13 protein-coding genes are annotated in these 17187 nt (G+C 70.9%); 4 read left to right on the top strand and 9 right to left on the bottom strand.

The features are described from left to right. Positions 1–98 precede the first annotated feature (98 nt). Positions 99–293 carry an acyl-CoA carboxylase subunit epsilon gene (locus NOD94_RS33875; protein ID WP_281210030.1) on the top strand — a complete coding sequence of 65 codons (195 nt, stop codon included), beginning with the start codon at positions 99–101 and terminating at the stop codon, positions 291–293. A 35-nt stretch (positions 294–328) separates the two neighbouring features. On the opposite strand, the gene NOD94_RS33870 is transcribed toward NOD94_RS33875, so the two are convergent. The 9 genes from NOD94_RS33870 to NOD94_RS33830 all read right to left on the bottom strand — a co-directional run bounded on the left by NOD94_RS33870 (position 329) and on the right by NOD94_RS33830 (position 13955). After that, the gene (locus NOD94_RS33870; RefSeq protein WP_281210029.1) at positions 329–3412 is read right to left on the bottom strand and encodes an NACHT domain-containing protein; all 3084 of its coding nucleotides are present in this window, start codon (positions 3410–3412) and stop codon (positions 329–331) included. 88 nt (positions 3413–3500) lie between these two features. After that, the gene (locus NOD94_RS33865) at positions 3501–4094 is read right to left on the bottom strand and encodes an ATP/GTP-binding protein (protein WP_281210028.1); all 594 of its coding nucleotides are present in this window, start codon (positions 4092–4094) and stop codon (positions 3501–3503) included. Continuing rightward, positions 4075–4635, bottom strand: coding sequence for a DUF742 domain-containing protein (locus NOD94_RS33860; RefSeq protein WP_281210027.1), 561 nt, complete (start codon positions 4633–4635; stop codon positions 4075–4077). Before NOD94_RS33860 ends, NOD94_RS33865 begins: the two co-directional genes overlap by 20 nt. 93 nt (positions 4636–4728) lie before the next feature. Beyond that, positions 4729–5142, bottom strand: coding sequence for a roadblock/LC7 domain-containing protein (locus NOD94_RS33855; protein ID WP_030037347.1), 414 nt, complete (start codon positions 5140–5142; stop codon positions 4729–4731). Between the two features lie 10 nt (positions 5143–5152). After that, entirely contained in the window at positions 5153–8341 is a 3189-nt protein-coding gene (locus NOD94_RS33850; protein WP_281210026.1) for a nitrate- and nitrite sensing domain-containing protein, read from the bottom strand. A 293-nt stretch (positions 8342–8634) separates the two neighbouring features. Then, positions 8635–9219 (bottom strand): ATP/GTP-binding protein, encoded by a 585-nt coding sequence (locus tag NOD94_RS33845; RefSeq protein ID WP_281210025.1) that lies wholly within the window; start codon positions 9217–9219, stop codon positions 8635–8637. Further along, positions 9200–9592, bottom strand: coding sequence for a DUF742 domain-containing protein (locus tag NOD94_RS33840; protein ID WP_007266775.1), 393 nt, complete (start codon positions 9590–9592; stop codon positions 9200–9202). Before NOD94_RS33840 ends, NOD94_RS33845 begins: the two co-directional genes overlap by 20 nt. A 151-nt stretch (positions 9593–9743) precedes the next feature. Beyond that, positions 9744–10157, bottom strand: coding sequence for a roadblock/LC7 domain-containing protein (locus NOD94_RS33835; protein WP_008739864.1), 414 nt, complete (start codon positions 10155–10157; stop codon positions 9744–9746). A 9-nt stretch (positions 10158–10166) separates the two neighbouring features. Further along, the gene (locus NOD94_RS33830; RefSeq protein ID WP_281210024.1) at positions 10167–13955 is read right to left on the bottom strand and encodes a nitrate- and nitrite sensing domain-containing protein; all 3789 of its coding nucleotides are present in this window, start codon (positions 13953–13955) and stop codon (positions 10167–10169) included. 578 nt (positions 13956–14533) lie between these two features. Between NOD94_RS33830 and NOD94_RS33825 the strand changes: the two genes are divergently transcribed. The 3 genes from NOD94_RS33825 to gltX all read left to right on the top strand — a co-directional run bounded on the left by NOD94_RS33825 (position 14534) and on the right by gltX (position 17094). After that, entirely contained in the window at positions 14534–14722 is a 189-nt protein-coding gene (locus NOD94_RS33825) for a hypothetical protein (protein WP_281210023.1), read from the top strand. A gap of 97 nt (positions 14723–14819) precedes the next feature. Beyond that, complete coding sequence (locus NOD94_RS33820; protein ID WP_281210022.1) at positions 14820–15626, top strand: fumarylacetoacetate hydrolase family protein; 807 nt, start codon at positions 14820–14822, stop codon at positions 15624–15626. Next, a complete protein-coding gene (gene gltX, locus NOD94_RS33815) occupies positions 15619–17094 on the top strand; it encodes a glutamate--tRNA ligase (RefSeq protein ID WP_281210021.1) in 1476 nt (491 codons plus the stop codon). The genes NOD94_RS33820 and gltX overlap by 8 nt, the downstream gene beginning before the upstream one ends. Positions 17095–17187 lie beyond the last annotated feature (93 nt).

The raw sequence follows: 17187 nt of genomic DNA, 5'->3' as shown, positions 1-17187 counted from the left end.
CTCGCGAGCGCCCTCGCGATGCTCCGCACCAAGCACGCCGACCTGCCGTCGCGCAAGCACGGCAACCCGCCGCAGTAAACGAAGGAGACATGCCACCGATGAGCATCGCCACCGACACCCTGCTGAAGGTCGAGAAGGGCAACGCCGAGCCCGAGGAGCTGGCCGCGATCACCGCGATCCTGCTCGCCCGCGCCGCCGCGACCCCCGAGGCCGTCAGCACCCCCCGCCCTCCGGCCGGCTGGCGCCGCCTGGAGCGCAGCCGGGGCTTCCAGGCCCCCCACAGCTGGCGCTGACCCCGCAGCACGCACCCGCTCTTCCCGACGGCCGCTCAGCCGCCCTTGACCTTGATGCCCTCCGGCAGCGAGTCGAGGCGCGGCGGGCGGCCGTCGGCCGTCCGGCACCCGTCCAGCCGCAGCGCCCGGCAACCGAGTACGGCGAGACCGCTCAGGTCCTCGGGCAGCGTGCAGCGATGCAGGACCAACCGCTCCAGGCCCGGGGGGCCGCTCTCCAGGCGCGGGAGCCAATCCCGCAGGTCATAGCCGTACAGTGTGAGGCCGGTCAGGCTCTCCAGGGTGCCGAGCCCGGTGAAGCCGCGGGGTGTCCCCTCGCCCTGGAGCGACAGTTGGCGCAGACGGACGCCGACGCCGAGGGAGTCGAGCTCGACGTCCGCGGGGAGCCGCCCCAGGGACAGCGTCCGCAACCTCGCGACACCCGGTATCCCGTCCGGCCCCGGGCAGGTGCTCCAGTTCAGGAGCTGGAGGAACTCCAGGTCCGGCAACTCGCCCAGCGGCCCCGTGTCGCGCAGCGCCACGTTGCCCCAGGCGTCGAGCGCCGTCAGGCCGGTGAAGGAGGCCACGGGCGCGAGGTCGGCGTCGTCCCGCAGGTCGGTCACCGAGAGCCTGTCCAGCTCTCCCAGTTCCTTGAAAGCTGCCAGCCCTCGGGCGAAGGGATAGTGCACCGCGATCCGCCGGGCACCGGGGAGCAGCGGCATCGCCTGCCACTGGGCGGCGTGGGTCAGCGAGAGCCAGATCTCGTCCAGCGCGATCCGGGACAGGACGCGCCGCGCGTAGTCGTGCGGATCGAAGTACTCCCACACATCGGCGAGTTGCCGCTGCGACGTGTGCCGTGGGTCCTCGGTCCACTGCCCCAGCCTGCGCAGTGCGCCCTCGCCGCCGATCAGCGCCGTCGTCCGTACCAGGGCCCGCACCGCGGCCTCGGACTCGCCTCTCAGGGACGGCGGCAGGAGCCGCAACACCGGCGGGCCCACCGCCGACAGGGAAGTGGCCTCGCTCTCCCGGCGGGGCGGGATCAGGGAGCCCAGGGCCTCGTCCAGGGGGACGGCCACCGCGTCGGGGACGGACGGCATCGTCTCCAGGCAGGACGCCGCCAGCAGGCGCAGGCGGCGTGCGTGGCGGGGTTCGGCGACGGCCCGGGCCAGGACGCCCTCGATCAGCTCCTCCCGCTGCGTGCGGTTGGCGTGGCCCGCCGTCATCACGATCGTCTCGTGCCACAGGTCCAGGTGCGCCCGTTCCACCAGGTTTCCGATGCGATCCTCCGAGGCCGCCTCGGCCGCCGCCAGGTACTCCTGGAAACTGCGGTGCACGAAGTCCACGCGGTCCTCGGCCGGCGCCCGCAGCACGCCCGAGCGCACCAGCAGGTGGTCCAGTACGGCAGCCCCGTCCGCCTCCTCCAGGTGCCGCATCGCGGAGATGGCGCCGCGCACGTGCTCGGCGGCCCGGTCCCGCGCGATCTCGCTGCGATTGTTGTCCGACAGCCGCCAGGCCAGGTCCTGGAGCAGCAGGAGCTTGTCCGTCAGGGTCAACGGGACGCCGAGGTCGCCGGGGACGCCCCGCTCCGTGTCCCGCCGGTGCAGCAGGATCTCCAAAGCCGTGCGGTACAACTCCATCCGACTACGCGGAAGTTGACGGCGCCGCTCCAGGTGCAGCGCGCACAGGAGCGCGGCCATCAGGGGGCTCGCGGCCAGGGACTGGAGGTGGGGCCGGTCCTGCAGCCGGGTGATCAGGGAACGCTCGTAGTCGGGGAGCTGCTCGGGCTCGCAGGGCAGCCGGTCCCCCTGCTCCCGGACGGCCCGGTGCCACTGGCGGACGAACACCACCAGGTCAGCCGGCCGCATCCGGTCCAGCAGCACCGGCCGGAACCGCTCGTCGCGCAGCCAGTCCCTGCCCGCCGCCGCCGGGCGCGAGGTGACCACCACCCGGTTCTGCGGGTAGGCCGCCAACAGCGTGCGCAGCCACCGGTGGACCTCCCGGCGCTCGCCCGTCGGTAGTTCGTCGACCCCGTCGACCAACAGGAGGACCCGCCCGCCGGACAACAGCCGGTCCATCCACGCGCGCGGCATGTGGCCGGTGAGGGGACCGGCCAGTTGGTCCAGCAGGGCCTCGGGCGCCGGGAGGCCGCGCCCCGCGTACCGGCGCAGCTTGATCACGACGGGAACCAGGCCGTTCCACCCGGCCAGGGCTCCCGTGAACGCTCCGCGCGCCGCCGTCACCGCCAGCCAATGGAGCATGGTCGTCTTCCCGGAGCCGGCCTCGCCGCGCAGCAGGACCCTGGGCGCCTCGCTCAGCGCCGCCTCCACCCGCACGCCGTGCTCGCCCCGCTCCTCGGCCCACGCTCCCGCCGGGCCGCGCGGCGAGGCCGCCCGCCGCGATGGCCGGCCGGACTCCCCGACGCCGGTCCGCAGACTCACGTACGCGACCGACAGTTTGGTCCGGGGGGCCCGGTCCGAGGCGAAGCTGAACAGCTCCACCTCGTCCAGCGTCCCGCTGATGAGCTCCAGGTACTCCCGCAGGAACGCCTCGTCCTCGCCGGCGCCCTCGGGTGCGTACAAGGAGCGGACGGGCAGGCGGTCCAACGCGCGGGCCACCTCAGCGGCCAACGTGGTGGTACGGGACAGCAGTTCGGTGACGGCCCGCTCCGTGAAGACCGGCAGGTGCTTCAGCATCCGTACGTAGCAGTCGACGGATTCGGCGAACAGGGCGTCGTGGAAGGCGGCCGCGGCCTCGGACAGCCCTGCCGGGGAAGGGACTTCACGGCGGATCCCGCGGGCCAGCTCCGACGGGTCGGCGTCCGCGCCGATGATCGCCCCGTCCGAGAGGTCGGCGCGGACGAAGGTGTCCGAGACGGCGTCGAGCGCCGCCCGGCGTTCGTGGTCGGGAAGCCCGCGGAACTCGTGCGCCAGAAGCGGCTCCAGGCGCGCGGCCACGGCATCGGCCATGTCCTCGAACTGCCGCTCCAGACCCCGCTGGTGACGCAGTCCCGGTACGCGGAAGCGAATCAGGTCCGACATGGGGGAGTCGGCCTCCTGCGCGCGCCGCCGCGGCCCGAGCCACAGGGATACCGCGCGGGTGGCCAGCACCCTGCCCAGATTGATGGCCGCGGCCTCGGCGCTCACGTGTGCCCCCTCCGTCAGAAGAACAGAACGCCGGGAACCCTCCACGGGTTCCCGGCGTCCCGGGTGAACGACGGAGCGGACCGCCCGCCTACCGCAGGCGGGCCATCAGCGCGTGCTCGACGAGCGTGATGAGCGCGCTCTTCGCGTCACCGCGGTGGCGGGCGTCGGTGGTGATGATGGGGGCGTCCGGGCCGATCTGCAGGGCCTCGCGGACTTCCTCCGGCGTGTACGGCTGGTGCCCCTCGAAGCCGTTGAGGGCCACGACGAACGGCAGGCCGCTGTTCTCGAAGTAGTCCACCGCGGGGAAGCAGTCCGCCAGGCGCCGCGTGTCGACCAGCACGATCGCGCCGATGGCGCCGCGGACCAGGTCGTCCCACATGAACCAGAAGCGGTCCTGACCGGGGGTACCGAAGAGGTACAGGATCAGGTCCTGGTCCAGGGTGATGCGGCCGAAGTCCATGGCGACCGTGGTGGTCGTCTTGTCACCGGTGTGGGTGAGGTCGTCGATGCCCGCACTGGCGGACGTCATGACGGCTTCGGTGCGCAGCGGGTTGATCTCGGAGACCGCGCCGACGAACGTGGTCTTGCCCACGCCGAAGCCGCCCGCCACCACGATCTTCGCGGAGGTGGTGGAGCGCGGTGCCCCTCCAGCAGACCCTCCGTTAGAGCTTGCGAAGTCCACTGAGCACCCTTTCGAGCAGTGTCACATCTGGCTGGCCGCCGGCGGACTCGTCGCCGCCGGGCTGGTGAATGGCGACGAGGCCCGCCTCCGCCAGGTCGGCGACGAGGATCCGGGCGACACCAAGAGGAATGGAGAGAAGTGCCGAGATCTCCGCAACGGATTTGATCTCCTGGCACAGGCGGCAGATGCGCTGGTGCTCGGGCAACTGCCCTTGCAACCGCGCGGGATCGGCCGTGGTACTGACCAGCGCCTCGATGGCGAGCTGGTAACGCGGCCGCGTACGGCCGCCGGTCATGGCGTACGGACGCACCAGCGGGTTGTGCGCCTTCGGAGCCTGGGGCTGCGAGGACCGCATGGGACCCTGCGAGGGCCGGTGGCCCTGCGGGGGCTGCTGCGGCTGCTGGGGCTGGCCGTACTGCTGGTACGGGTTGTGCTCCGGCACGGGCCGGCTGGGAGCGGAGGGAAAATTGAAGCGGTTCTGGTCGTGCCCACCCTGCGGCTGCTGCGCGCCGCCATAAGGATGTCCTCCGGGTGTTGTCACGTTTCCTCCTCCGACTCCAAGAACGCAGTACTCCCTGTGGAACCGCGCCACCGCACCCTATGGTGCGGTGACGCGAAACGCACTGCTTGTTTGCTAGTTGAGAAGACTTCCCTGGAGCTCCGCACGCAGGTCCGGAGTCAGGACGCTGCCCGCGCGGTCCACGAGGAGGGCCATCTCGTAGCCCACGAGGCCGATGTCGCACTCGGGGTGCGCGAGCACCGCGAGCGACGAACCGTCCGACACGGACATGAGGAAGAGGAACCCGCGGTCCATCTCCACGACGGTCTGGTTGACGGCGCCACCCTCGAAGATCCGGGAGGCTCCGGCGGTCAGCGACGTCAGACCGGAGGCCACGGCCGCCAGCTGATCGGCGCGGTCGCGCGGGAATCCGTCGGACATCGCCAGAAGAAGGCCGTCGGCGGAGACCACCACCGTGTGGGACACCCCTGGGGTGTTGTCCACGAAGTTGGTGATCAACCAGTTCAGGTTCTGTGCCGCCTGGCTCATCGGGCTCACACTAACGCTCCTGGTCATAGCTGTTACTTGACTGCTCGGATCCCGCGCTGCGTCCCTGTTGGACACCGCGCCGCAGGTTGCTCAACCTGCCGCGGACGTCCTCCGGTGCGCGGGAGACCTGGGGGCCGCCCTGCGGGGTCGTCTCCGCAGCGCCCTCGACCAGGTTGGCCTTGGGCACCCGCCGAGGGAGACCGGACGGGGTGACCCCGCCCGCCTTCGGCTCACGGAGCTTGCCGGCCTGCTGCCAGCGCTCGTCGTTCGTCGAACGCCAGGCCTCGGTGCCTTCGGTTTCCTCCGGGGCCCGCTTCGGTTCGGCGGGCTGCTGCTGACGCTGCGGCCGCTGCTCGAAGAGAGATCCGGTGGACTCCGCTTCCTGCTTCGCCGGCTGCCACTGCTGCTGGCTGCCGCGTCGCGGCAGGCCCGCTCCGGTCATTTGGTGACCGGTGTCGGCAGCGGCGCCCGGACGGTCGAAGCCTACGCGCTCCGCGGCCGGTTCGGGAGCGGACGGTGATTCCGATTCGGTCCCGTAGCTCTGCTGGTAGGAGCCCGAATAGGTGTTCTGCTGGGGCCACTCGGCCTGCTGGGACTGGTCCTCGTAGCCACCCTCGTACGACGGCGCGGACTGCTGGGGGTCCTGGTAGCCGACCTCCGGATAGGCATATGCCTGGTCCGGGTACGCCTCGTAGCCCGACTGCTGCTGCGGAGCCTCGTAGCCGTTCTCGTAGCTCTGCGCGGCCGGTTCCTCATAGCCCTGGTACGGCTGGTAGCCGTGTTCCGGCTGAGGTTCCGGATAGTCCTGGGCCGGGTACTCGGCCTGCCCCTGCGGGTAGCCGACCTGAGCCTCCAGCGCGGCCCGGCGCTCCTCGCGGCCCAGGGACCGTACGACCGGGTCCGCGGTCGCCCCGTCGGGGCTCGGGCCGCCCTGGCGGTCGTACGCCGAGTCGTCGAAGCCGAGTTCGGCGGCGGTGCGCAGCGGGGCGGCCAGCTGGGTCTTCTGCTCCGGAATGATCGAGGAGACCGTGAAGTCGTCGTCCGGCATGCCCTCGCCACCACCACCGTGGGTGATCGCGTCCGGGAGCATCACCAGCGAGGTGGTGCCCGCCGCCTCGCCCGAGGGGCGCAGCTGGACGCGGATGCTGTGGCGGTCCGCCAGCCGGCCGACCACGAACAGACCCATGCGCTGCGAGATCGCGGCGTCCACGGTCGGCGGGTTGGCCAGCTTGTGGTTGATGTCCGCGAAGTCCTCGGCGGTGAGGCCGATGCCCTTGTCGTGGATCTCGACCATGACGCGGCCGTCGGGCAGGCGCGTGGCGTTGACGCGCACCTTGGTCTGCGGGGAGGAGAACGTGGTGGCGTTCTCCAGCAGCTCGGCGAGCAGGTGCACGAGGTCGGTCACGGCCTGGCCGTGGATCTCGGCCTCGGAGACGCCGGAGAGCTCGATGCGCTCGTACTGCTCCACCTCGGAGGAGGCGGCGCGCAGGACGTCGACGAGGGGCACCGGCTGGTCCCAGCGGCGGCCCGGGTTCTCACCCGCGAGGATGAGGAGGTTCTCGCCGTTGCGGCGCATGCGGGTGGCCAGGTGGTCCAGGCGGAAGAGGTTCTCCAGCTGGTCCGGGTCGGCCTCGTTGTTCTCCAGGTCGGTGATGAGGGTCAGCTGGCCCTCGATCAGCGACTGGTTGCGCATGGAGAGGTTCGTGAAGATCGCGTTGACGTTCCCTCGCAGGAGGGCCTGCTCGGCGGCGAGCCGGACCGCTTCCCGGTGGACCTGGTCGAAGGCGCGGGCGACCTCGCCGATCTCGTCCCGGGAGTTGATCGGGATCGGCGCGACCCGGGTGTCGACCTTGCCCGGGTCGGTGCGCGAGAGCTGGTCGACGAGCATCGGCAGGCGCTGCTCGGCGATGTCGAAGGCGGAGCTGCGCAGGTGGCGCATCGCGCGGCCCATCTGGCGGGCCATCATACCGGCCAGGATGAAGGCGGCGAGCAGGGCCACGACCACGATCGCGCCGGTCAGGATGGCGTCACCGCGGGACTCGTCGGACACCGCGACTGCGTCGTCGACGGCCTTTTCGAGGAGTTCCTTCTCGATCTCGGCGTAGCCGTCGAACTTGGCGGTGGAGGCGGCCTGCCAGGCGGCCGGCGTGGTGCCGTTCTGGGCCAGCTTCGTGTTCTTGTCGCCGCCGGCTATCGCCTCGGTCATGCCGACCAGCGGGGAGCCGTTGACCACGGGCGGAGCCTTGAAGACGGCGCCGGACTGCTCGGCGGCCTGCTTGGCCTGCGCGAGCTTGGCGGCCCCCTCCTGGGACTTCTTGCCCATGACCTCCTTGAGCCGGTTCGTCTCCTCGTCGGTACCGGCGGCGACGTACTCGCCGATGGCTATCTCTTCGAGGTAGGCGTAGGAGGAGAAGGCGACGAGCTGGGCCTTGCGGATCTCCTCGTTCTCGTTCGGACGCACCAGCAGGTGCGTGCCGACCGAGCGCTGGAGGGAGTTCGCGGCCTTCGCCAGCTCGATCGCGTAGACCATGCGGCCGTAGCTGGTGACGTTGCCGGTGCCGAGGCCGAGTTCGTTGGAGAACTGCATGAGGTAGTGCTGGACCAGCACGTACCCCTCTTCGGTCGGGATGGGGCCCGCCGAGGCCGGAAGGTTCTTCTTCGCCGACTCGGGGACGGCGTAGGCGGTCTTGCGGACCTGCTCCAGCTTCGGCTCCTCCTGGCGGAAGAGCTCCAGGCGACGCTCCAGGCCCTGCTTCGCGGGCAGGTCCTTCGCGGCCGTCGCGAACTTGGCCTTGGCGGCGTCGGTGGCGGCGTACGCCTTCGACACGACGTCGCTGTTGCGGTCGCCCTTGAGGAGCGGCTCGGCGGTCAGGTCGCGCTCGTTGAGGAGCGCCTGGCCGTACTCGGCCGCGGCCTGGACGATGCGCGCGGTCTTCTCGGCGTCCTTCGCCTCGTTCCAGCTGTCGACCGAACCCTTGACCTGGAAGCCGCCCATGACCAGTCCGACGAGGACGGGTACGAGGAGGATGGCGTTCAGACGGGTCGGCACGCGCCAGTTGCGGGGGGACAGCTTGCTGGTGCTACCGCCGCTCGTGGGTGGGTCCACGGGCACGTCGACGGATGACGTGGCCGCGCGCGGCGGCGGGGTGAAGTTGCCGCGCGCGGGTTCATCCGCGGGGCTCGAGTTGCTTCGCCTCACTCGACCAACAACCTCTCGGCGGTGCTACTAGCTAGTTCGTTGAATTCCAGCACGGTTAACGGCCGTGTTCCAAACAGTTGAAATCGGCGATTCACAGAGCCTTAAGCCCCACATAAACCGGACATAAAGAGCGAGCTGCGGCAAAAACGGGGCCAGTCGTGCGCGCAGCGGCACCGGGCGAACGCACCCTGTGTCCACAGGGCCGATAATTCTCTGTCGAAACGTTATGAACGACAGGGGCGGGCCGTGTCGTAAGACACAGCCCGCCCCCGCGCACGACATGAGGAAACGTGTTACTTGAGCCGGGCCATCAGCGCGTGCTCGACGAGCGTGATGAGCGCGCTCTTCGCGTCACCGCGGTGGCGGGCGTCGGTGGTGATGATGGGGGCGTCCGGGCCGATCTGCAGGGCCTCGCGGACTTCCTCCGGCGTGTACGGCTGGTGCCCCTCGAAGCCGTTGAGGGCCACGACGAACGGCAGGCCGCTGTTCTCGAAGTAGTCCACCGCGGGGAAGCAGTCCGCCAGGCGCCGCGTGTCGACCAGCACGATCGCGCCGATGGCGCCGCGGACCAGGTCGTCCCACATGAACCAGAAGCGGTCCTGACCGGGGGTACCGAAGAGGTACAGGATCAGGTCCTGGTCCAGGGTGATGCGGCCGAAGTCCATGGCGACCGTGGTGGTCGTCTTGTCACCGGTGTGGGTGAGGTCGTCGATGCCCGCACTGGCGGACGTCATGACGGCTTCGGTGCGCAGCGGGTTGATCTCGGAGACCGCGCCGACGAACGTGGTCTTGCCCACGCCGAAGCCGCCCGCCACCACGATCTTCGCGGAGGTGGTGGAGCGAGGAGCCGCTCCGGCGTCAGAGCTTGCGAAGTCCACTGAGAACCCTCTCGAGCAGCGTTACATCCGGCGTTCCGCCGGCCTCTCCATTGCCCGGCTGGTGGATGGCCACCATTCCGGCCTCCGCCAGGTCGGCGACGAGGATCCGGGCGACACCGAGCGGCATCGACAGCAGTGCGGAGACCTCCGCGACCGACTTCACCTCACGGCAGAGCGTGCAGATGCGCTGGTGCTCCGGCAGCAGGCCGGACAGGTGCATCGGATCGGCCGTGGTGCTGACCAGCGCCTCGATGGCGAGCTGGTAGCGCGGACGGGTCCGGCCTCCGGTCATCGCGTACGGACGTACCAGCGGCTGGTCGCCTTCCGAGTACGAATCTCCGTACGCATCGGGATAGGCGGGGGGCGGGGTCATTGATCCTCCGGGCTGGACAGCAGTGGTCAGCGTGCCGTCTGACGGGGCGGCCGGTGGGGGGACGTGATGACGGCCTGGCGGGGGTACTGGGTACCGGGGGTGGGGTCCCGGTCCCCCGGCCGGAAGTACCGTCCGGCCGGGGGATGTGCAGTCAGATGAGCAGGCTTCCCTGAAGCTCGGCGCGCAGGTCCGGGGTGAGGACACTGCCCGCGCGGTCCACGAGGAGGGCCATTTCGTAGCCCACGAGGCCGATGTCGCACTCCGGGTGGGCGAGTACGGCCAGCGAGGAGCCGTCCGAGACGGACATGAGGAAGAGGAATCCCCGGTCCATCTCCACGACGGTCTGGTTGACGGCGCCACCCTCGAAGATCCGGGAGGCACCGGCGGTCAGCGACGTCAGACCGGAGGCCACGGCCGCCAGCTGATCGGCGCGGTCACGGGGGAATCCTTCGGACATCGCCAGAAGGAGTCCATCGGCGGAAACCACCACCGTGTGGGACACCCCGGGGGTGTTGTCCACGAAGTTGGTGATCAACCAGTTCAGGTTCTGTGCCGCCTGGCTCATCGAACTCAACTAACGCTCCTGCTGGTAAGTGGGGTCGATGTGGTAACTGCCGGTCGCGGGGCCGGTGGTGCCGGCCTGGCGCCCCTGCTGGATACCGCGTCGGAGGTTGGTGAGACGGCCGCGGACGTCGTCCGGAGCACGCGAAACCTGCGGGCCCGCCTGGGCTTCGGCCTGCTGCTGCGCGGTGCCGGCCACGAGGTTCGCCCGCGGTACCCGGCGGGGCAGCCCCGACGTCGTGATCCCTCCGGCGGCGGGCTGACGGACGCGCTCGGCCTGCCGCATCAGCTCGTCGTTGGGGGAGGAGCGCCAGCTGACCGTCGGCGTGCTGCCGGTCACCGCGGCGGCCGGCTCGGCGGCGAGCTCCGGGCCGCGCTGAGCCTGCACCTGGTGCTGCTGGTGCTGCTGAGGCTGCTGGGGTACGGCCGGTGCCTGCGCGGCGGGCTGCTCGCCCTCCTCGCGGAACCAGTTCGACTCCAGCGTGTCGAAGATCGGGCTGCGGCCCGCGCCGCCCATGGGCTGCGACGGCGCCGGCGGCAGGGCCTCGGGCTGGTGGGCCTGGGGCAGCCGGGGCGCGTCGGGACGCGGAGCCGGGGCGGGCGCCGGCGCGTAGCCGCCGGGCTGCTGGTCCTGGCCGTAGCCACCGACACCCGGACCACCGGTCCGCGGCGCCGGCTGCTGGGGCGCGGCCGGACGGGCGAACTGGCCGGTCGAGGCCGGGTCCAGCGGGCCGCCCAGCTGCGGGCGCTCGAACTGGCCCGTGGCGGACGGGTCCAGGGGACCCCGTACGTCGGGACGCTCGAACTGCCCGGTCGTGCTGTTGGCGGGGTTGCCGCCGGTCGCCTGGGGCGGGTACGGGGCGTTGTAGTCCGGGCGGGCGAACTCGGAGGTCGAGCCGGGGCCCGAGAGCTCGTCGTGACCGCGCGGGACCTCGTGGCCGCCCTGTGCGGAACCCCAGCTGGTGGCCGGCGGGATCCCTGCGGGCGAACCGCTCGAACCGGGAAGCTCCGCGCGGGGGGCGCCGCCGCGCGGCGGCAGCTGCGGCCGCTTGCGCTGGACCGGGGCGGGCTGCTGCTGCCCGGCCTGCTGCTGCGACTGCTGCTGGCCCTGCTGGAACTGGTTCTGCTGGCCCTGCTGGAACTGGTTCTGCTGGGGCTGCTGCTGACCCTGCTGCGGCTGGGGCGGCTGCGGCCGCTCGAAGCCGTTGCCCTGGGCGAAGGCGCCGGGGCCGGACGACTGGGGCGCCGCCGGGCGGGCCTGCGGGCCGCCGGACTGGCCGCGCGACGGCAGCGGGGCGCCGCTGCCGAAGGCCGCCTGACCCTGGCCGGTCGGAGCCGAGGGGCCACCCTGCTGCGGGCGACCGCCCTGCGGGCCCTGACCCTGGCCGGGGCCCTGGGGACGCTGCTGCTGACCGGGGCCACCGCCCTGGCCGGGCAGTGCGGGGCGTTGGCCGCCACCGGCGACCTGACCGCGCTGCGGACCGGTGCCGACGGGGGGACGCGTACCCGCACCGGGCACGGAGGCCTGGCCACCGGGACCGCCGGGACCACCCGGGTTGCCCTGCGATCCGGGGCCGCCCTGGCCCGGCATCGGAGCCGGCTTCTTGCCGCCCTGGGCGACGTCCACCGGCAGCATGACGAGGGCCGTCGTACCGCCCGAGTCGGAGGGGCGCAGCTGGATGCGGATGCCGTGTCGCAGGGACAGGCGGCCGACCACGAACAGGCCCATGCGGCGGGAGACGGAGACGTCCACGGTCGGCGGCGCCGCGAGGCGCTCGTTGATCGCGGCCAGGTCCTCGGGGGAGAGGCCGATGCCGGTGTCGTGGATCTCGACGAGCACGCGGCCGTCGGGCAGCGCGTGACCGGTGACCTTGACCTTGGTCTGCGGCGAGGAGAACGAGGTGGCGTTCTCCAGCAGCTCCGCGAGCAGGTGGACGAGGTCGTTGACGACGCGGCCGGCGACGTCGGTGCCGGGCACCGACGAGAGTTCGATGCGCTCGTACTGCTCCACCTCGGACGCCGCGGCGCGGAGCACGTCGACGAGCGGGACGGGGCGGGTCCACCGGCGGCCCGGCTCCTCACCCGCGAGGACGAGGAGGTTTTCGCCGTTACGGCGCATGCGGGTCGCGAGGTGGTCGAGCTTGAAGAGCGAGGACAGCTGGTCCGGGTCGGCCTCGCGCGACTCCAGTTCGGAGATGAGCGAGAGCTGACGCTGGATGAGGCCCTGCGAGCGGCGCGAGAGGTTGGTGAACATCGCGTTGACGTTGCCCCGGAGGAGGGCCTGCTCGGCGGCGAGGCGGACGGCCTCGCGGTGCACGTCGTCGAAGGCCGCGGCCACCTGGCCGATCTCGTCGCGGGTGTGCAGACCGACGGACTCCACGGAGGTGTCCACGTCCTGCGGGTCCGACTCGGAGAGCTGCTTGACGAGCTCGGGCAGACGGTCCTGGGCGACGCGCGTCGCGGTGTCCTGCAGGCGGCGCAGCGAGCGGATCATCGACCGGGCCATGACGAACGCGCCGACGAGGGAGACACCGAGGACGAGGAGGATGAGGGCACCGTTGATGATGGCGTCCTGCTGCGAGTCGTTCTTGAGCTCGCGCGCCTTCTGCTCCATGTCCTCGAGCAGCGTCAGCTCGATGACCTTCATCGCCTGGAGCTTGGTGTCGTCGGCGTCGTACCAGTCCATCCAGGACCGGTTCTTCTCCTTGCCGAGCTGTCCCGGGGTGGTCAGGACGCGGCGGGCGTAGTGGTCCGCGGTGCCGATCTCCGAGTTGCCGTCCCCGAGCGAGGCGAGGAGGTCCTCCGCCTTGCCCTGGTAGGCCACGTCGAAGGCCTTCCGGGACTGGCTCTCGCCGCGGAGCGCGGAGAGCGCGTAGAGGCGGTCGTTCTCCTCCAGCTTGCCCGGCTTGTCGCTGCTCTCGGGGAGCGAGGCGGCGATGACCGCGCGCTGGATCGAGGCGTACTCCTTGGCGGACGAGAAGGCCGCCAGGGCACGGGTGCGCTTGATCATCTCGGGGCTGGAGGTGGCCTGGGCCATGTCCTGCGAGAGGGAGAGGAGCGAGGTGATCAGCGCGTTGTACTCGGTGACGGTCTGCTGGGCGCCGTTGGCGTACGCCTTCTTGCGGATGTCCTCGATGCCGGTGAGCTGGCGCGCGATCTGCAGGATGTTGCTGCGGATCGACTTGAGGGTCTCGTCCTGGTCCTTGGTGTTGTTGACCTTGTCCGTCGCCGCCGTGAAGGCGATGGCGGCGGCGTCGGTCTGGTCGCGGACGCCCTCGACGAGGCTGTTGGTCTTGCCGTCCTTGAGGACGGACATCGGACCGGCCGACTTGTCCCGCTCCTCCTGGAGCATGGCGGCCAGGTTGGTGGCCTGCCGGGTCATCGTCGTCAGCAGCTGCATGTGCTCCAGCTGCGAGATGTCGTTCATCGAGTCGTTGATGCGGAAGCCACCGAGCGTGGTGGCGGCGACGACCGGCAGGGTCAGCAGCGACACCAGTCGCGTGCTGATGCGCCAGTTCTGCATGGCGAGACGGGAACCGGGCCCACTGGGGGCCTTCGGTATCGCCTCGATCGCCGGCTGGGGCGCGTCGAGCTTGCCCTTCGGCTTGGCCTTGAGGGCCTTACCGGGCTTGCCCGACTTGCCGCGGCCCTTCGCCTTCACCGAAGCGGAGGCGTCAGGTCCCGCTCCTTCGACAGCCGGCCCGCGGTTCTGGGCGTGCTGGGGCGAGGAGCCACGGTCGGTCCCGCCGCGCGGCTCCTGCTCCGCCGCAGCGCTGCCATCCCTCTTGAATCGTCCCTGCACTAGCGTCGCAACCTCTGGACCAGGCGTCCCGCCGGGCGACCGGTGGGACGGTGTCGAGTCTTGGGGCACTGACGGCCCCATGGTGGTCGTCGGTGACCGGCGCGTCTCCCTCTCCGTGCCACCGCGCTCGGCGCTGTCTCGCGCCACCTGCGCGCCGGCTGATTCCCGCGGCGGTCCCGCGAATTCCAGCACAGTGGGGGATCTCCAACAAGGTGCGCGTGTCGGCCCGGCGAGCCCGTCACGGCACGTGACAGGAGCGCTACGCCATGTGGAACCGCTACCGGGACGAACCGGACTTACGCCAATCAAAGCTTCCGTCCGGCAAGGTGTCCCAGTCCTGATGATCAGGAGCGGAATGACGCATTCAGTGGCGCAATGTCCGTTTGGCCGGGTGGAGTCGGCTGTCTGGTTTGCCGGGAATGCCCGGTCATTGGTGAGCAAACTCACACGGCCGTGGCCATTACTTCCCGGTTCAGCCGGGGATTCAGATGTTTAGCCTTGCCCATTGAAGGGTTGGCGCCAGGGTTGGCGCATCCGACAACCATCACCCACGACCGAACCGAGGGCCCCGGACTCCGATGAAGACGACGATGATGTTCCGCAACATAGCCAACCCCCGCCGCACCACCCTCGCGCACCTGAAGGACGCCGAGGAGCTGCAGGCGGCCCCGGCCACCCCGGAGCACTCCGTCGAGCTGCCGGCCCAGACGGCGAACCCGCGCCGCACGATCCTGATGGACGCCCCGGTCGCCGTCGCCGCGCAGTAGTCCCCCGGGCACGGAGCGCCGAACGCCCCCGCCCACCGCGTTAGCCTGGAGTCCACAGACTCCAGCCAGCGGAAATACAGAGGGGCAGACGCAACACGTGCGCATCGCCAGGTTCTCGATCGACGGCAATGTCGCCTTCGGCGCGGTCGAGGGCGATGCCGCCCCCGGCGCCGGGGGCGAGCTCGTCCTCGACATCATCAAGGGCATCCCGTTCGCGGACTTCGAGCTCTCCGGCACGAAGGTCCCGCTCGCCAAGGTACGGCTGCTGCCGCCCGTGCTCCCGAACAAGATCGTGGCCGTCGGCCGCAACTACGCGGAGCACGCGGCGGAGCTCGGGAACTCCGTCGCGGACGAGCAGGGCCGTCTCGAACCGCCCCTCACCTTCTTCAAGCCCTCCACCTCGGTGGTGGGCTCCGGAGACCCGATCACGTACCCCTCCTTCTCGCAGGACCTCCACCACGAGGCGGAACTCGCCGTGGTCATCGGCCGCATGTGCCGCGAGGTCCCGAAGGAGCGCGTCAAGGACGTGATCCTCGGCTACACCTGCGCCAACGACGTCACCGCCCGGGACGTGCAGCAGCGGGAGAAGCAGTGGGCCCGGGCCAAGGGCTTCGACAGCTCCTGCCCCCTCGGCCCCTGGATCGAGACCGACCTCGACCCGAGCGACCTGACCATCCAGTGCACCGTCAACGGCGAACAGCGTCAGCTCGGCCGCACCAGCGACATGGTCCGTTCCATCGAGGACCTGATCGTGCACATCAGCGAGGCCATGACGCTGCTCCCGGGCGACGTCATCCTCACGGGGACCCCGGCCGGAGTCGGCCCCCTCAACGTCGGCGACGAGGTCGCCGTCACCATCGAAGGCATCGGCACTCTCACCAACAAGGTGATCAAGCGTGGCTAACGCGAACGTCCGTGTACGTTTCTGTCCCTCCCCGACCGGCAACCCCCACGTGGGCCTGGTCCGGACGGCCCTCTTCAACTGGGCGTTCGCCCGCCACCACGGCGGCACGTTCGTCTTCCGCATCGAGGACACCGACGCGGCCCGCGACTCCGAGGAGTCCTACGGCCAGCTGCTCGACTCGCTGCGCTGGCTCGGCTTCACCTGGGACGAGGGCCCCGAGATCGGCGGCCCGCACGCCCCGTACCGCCAGTCCCAGCGCATGGACATCTACGCGGACGTCGCGAAGAAGCTCCAGGACGGCGGCCACGCCTACAGCTGCTACTGCACCACCGAGGAGCTCGACCAGCGCCGCGACGCCGCCCGCGCGGCCGGCAAGCCCTCCGGCTACGACGGCCACTGCCGCGACCTCACCGCCGAGCGGAAGGCCGCGTACGAGACCGAGGGCCGCGCCTCGATCGTCCGCTTCCGGATGCCCGACGAGACCATCACCTTCACGGACCTGGTCCGCGGCGAGATCTCCGTCACCCCGGAGAACGTGCCGGACTTCGGCATCGTCCGGGCCAACGGCGCCCCGCTCTACACCCTGGTCAACCCGGTCGACGACGCGCTGATGGAGATCACCCACGTCCTGCGCGGCGAGGACCTGCTGTCCTCCACCCCCCGCCAGATCGCGCTCTACCGGGCGCTGATCGAGCTGGGCATCGCCAAGGGCGTCCCCGAGTTCGGCCACCTGCCGTACGTCATGGGCGAGGGCAACAAGAAGCTCTCCAAGCGCGACCCGGAGTCCTCGCTCAACCTCTACCGCGAGCGCGGCTTCCTGCCCGAGGGCCTGCTGAACTACCTCTCGCTCCTCGGCTGGTCCTTCTCCAAGGACCAGGACATCTTCTCGATCGAGGAGATGGTGGCGAAGTTCGACATCCCGGACGTCAACGCCAACCCGGCCCGCTTCGACCTCAAGAAGGCCGAGGCGATCAACGCCGACCACATCCGGCAGCTGGACCCCAAGGACTTCGCGGACGCCTGCGCCCCCTGGCTGACGGCCCCGCACGCCAACTGGGCGCCCGAGGACTTCGACGCCGAGGCCTGGGCCCGCATCGCCCCGCACGCCCAGACCCGCGTCACCGTCCTGTCGGACATCACCGCGAACGTGGACTTCCTCTTCCGCAAGGAGCCCGTCGAGGACCAGGCGTCCTGGGACAAGGCGATGAAGGGCGAGCCCGCGGCCCTGCTGACCACGGCCCGCGCCAACCTGGAGTCGGCCGACTGGTCCGACCCGGAGGCCCTCAAGCAGGCCGTCCTGACCGCCGGCGAGGCCCACGGCCTCAAGCTCGGCAAGGCCCAGGCCCCAGTCCGCGTCGCCGTGACCGGACGCACTGTCGGCCTGCCGCTCTTCGAGTCCCTGGAGATCCTGGGCAAGGAGCGTTCGCTGGCCCGCATCGACGCCACCCTGGCCAAGCTCAACGCCTGACCCGCACCACCCCCGTGGGGGGGGGGGGGGGGGGGGGGGGGGGGGGGGGGGGGGGGGGGGGGGGGGGGGGGGGGGGGGCGGGGGGGGGGGGGG

This window comes from Streptomyces sp. Isolate_45 (genome assembly GCF_024721315.2).
In the GTDB taxonomy this organism is placed as follows: Bacteria; Actinomycetota; Actinomycetes; order Streptomycetales; family Streptomycetaceae; genus Streptomyces.
Note: the sequence above shows the minus strand (reverse complement) of the source record. Positions and strands in the feature narration are given on the sequence as shown.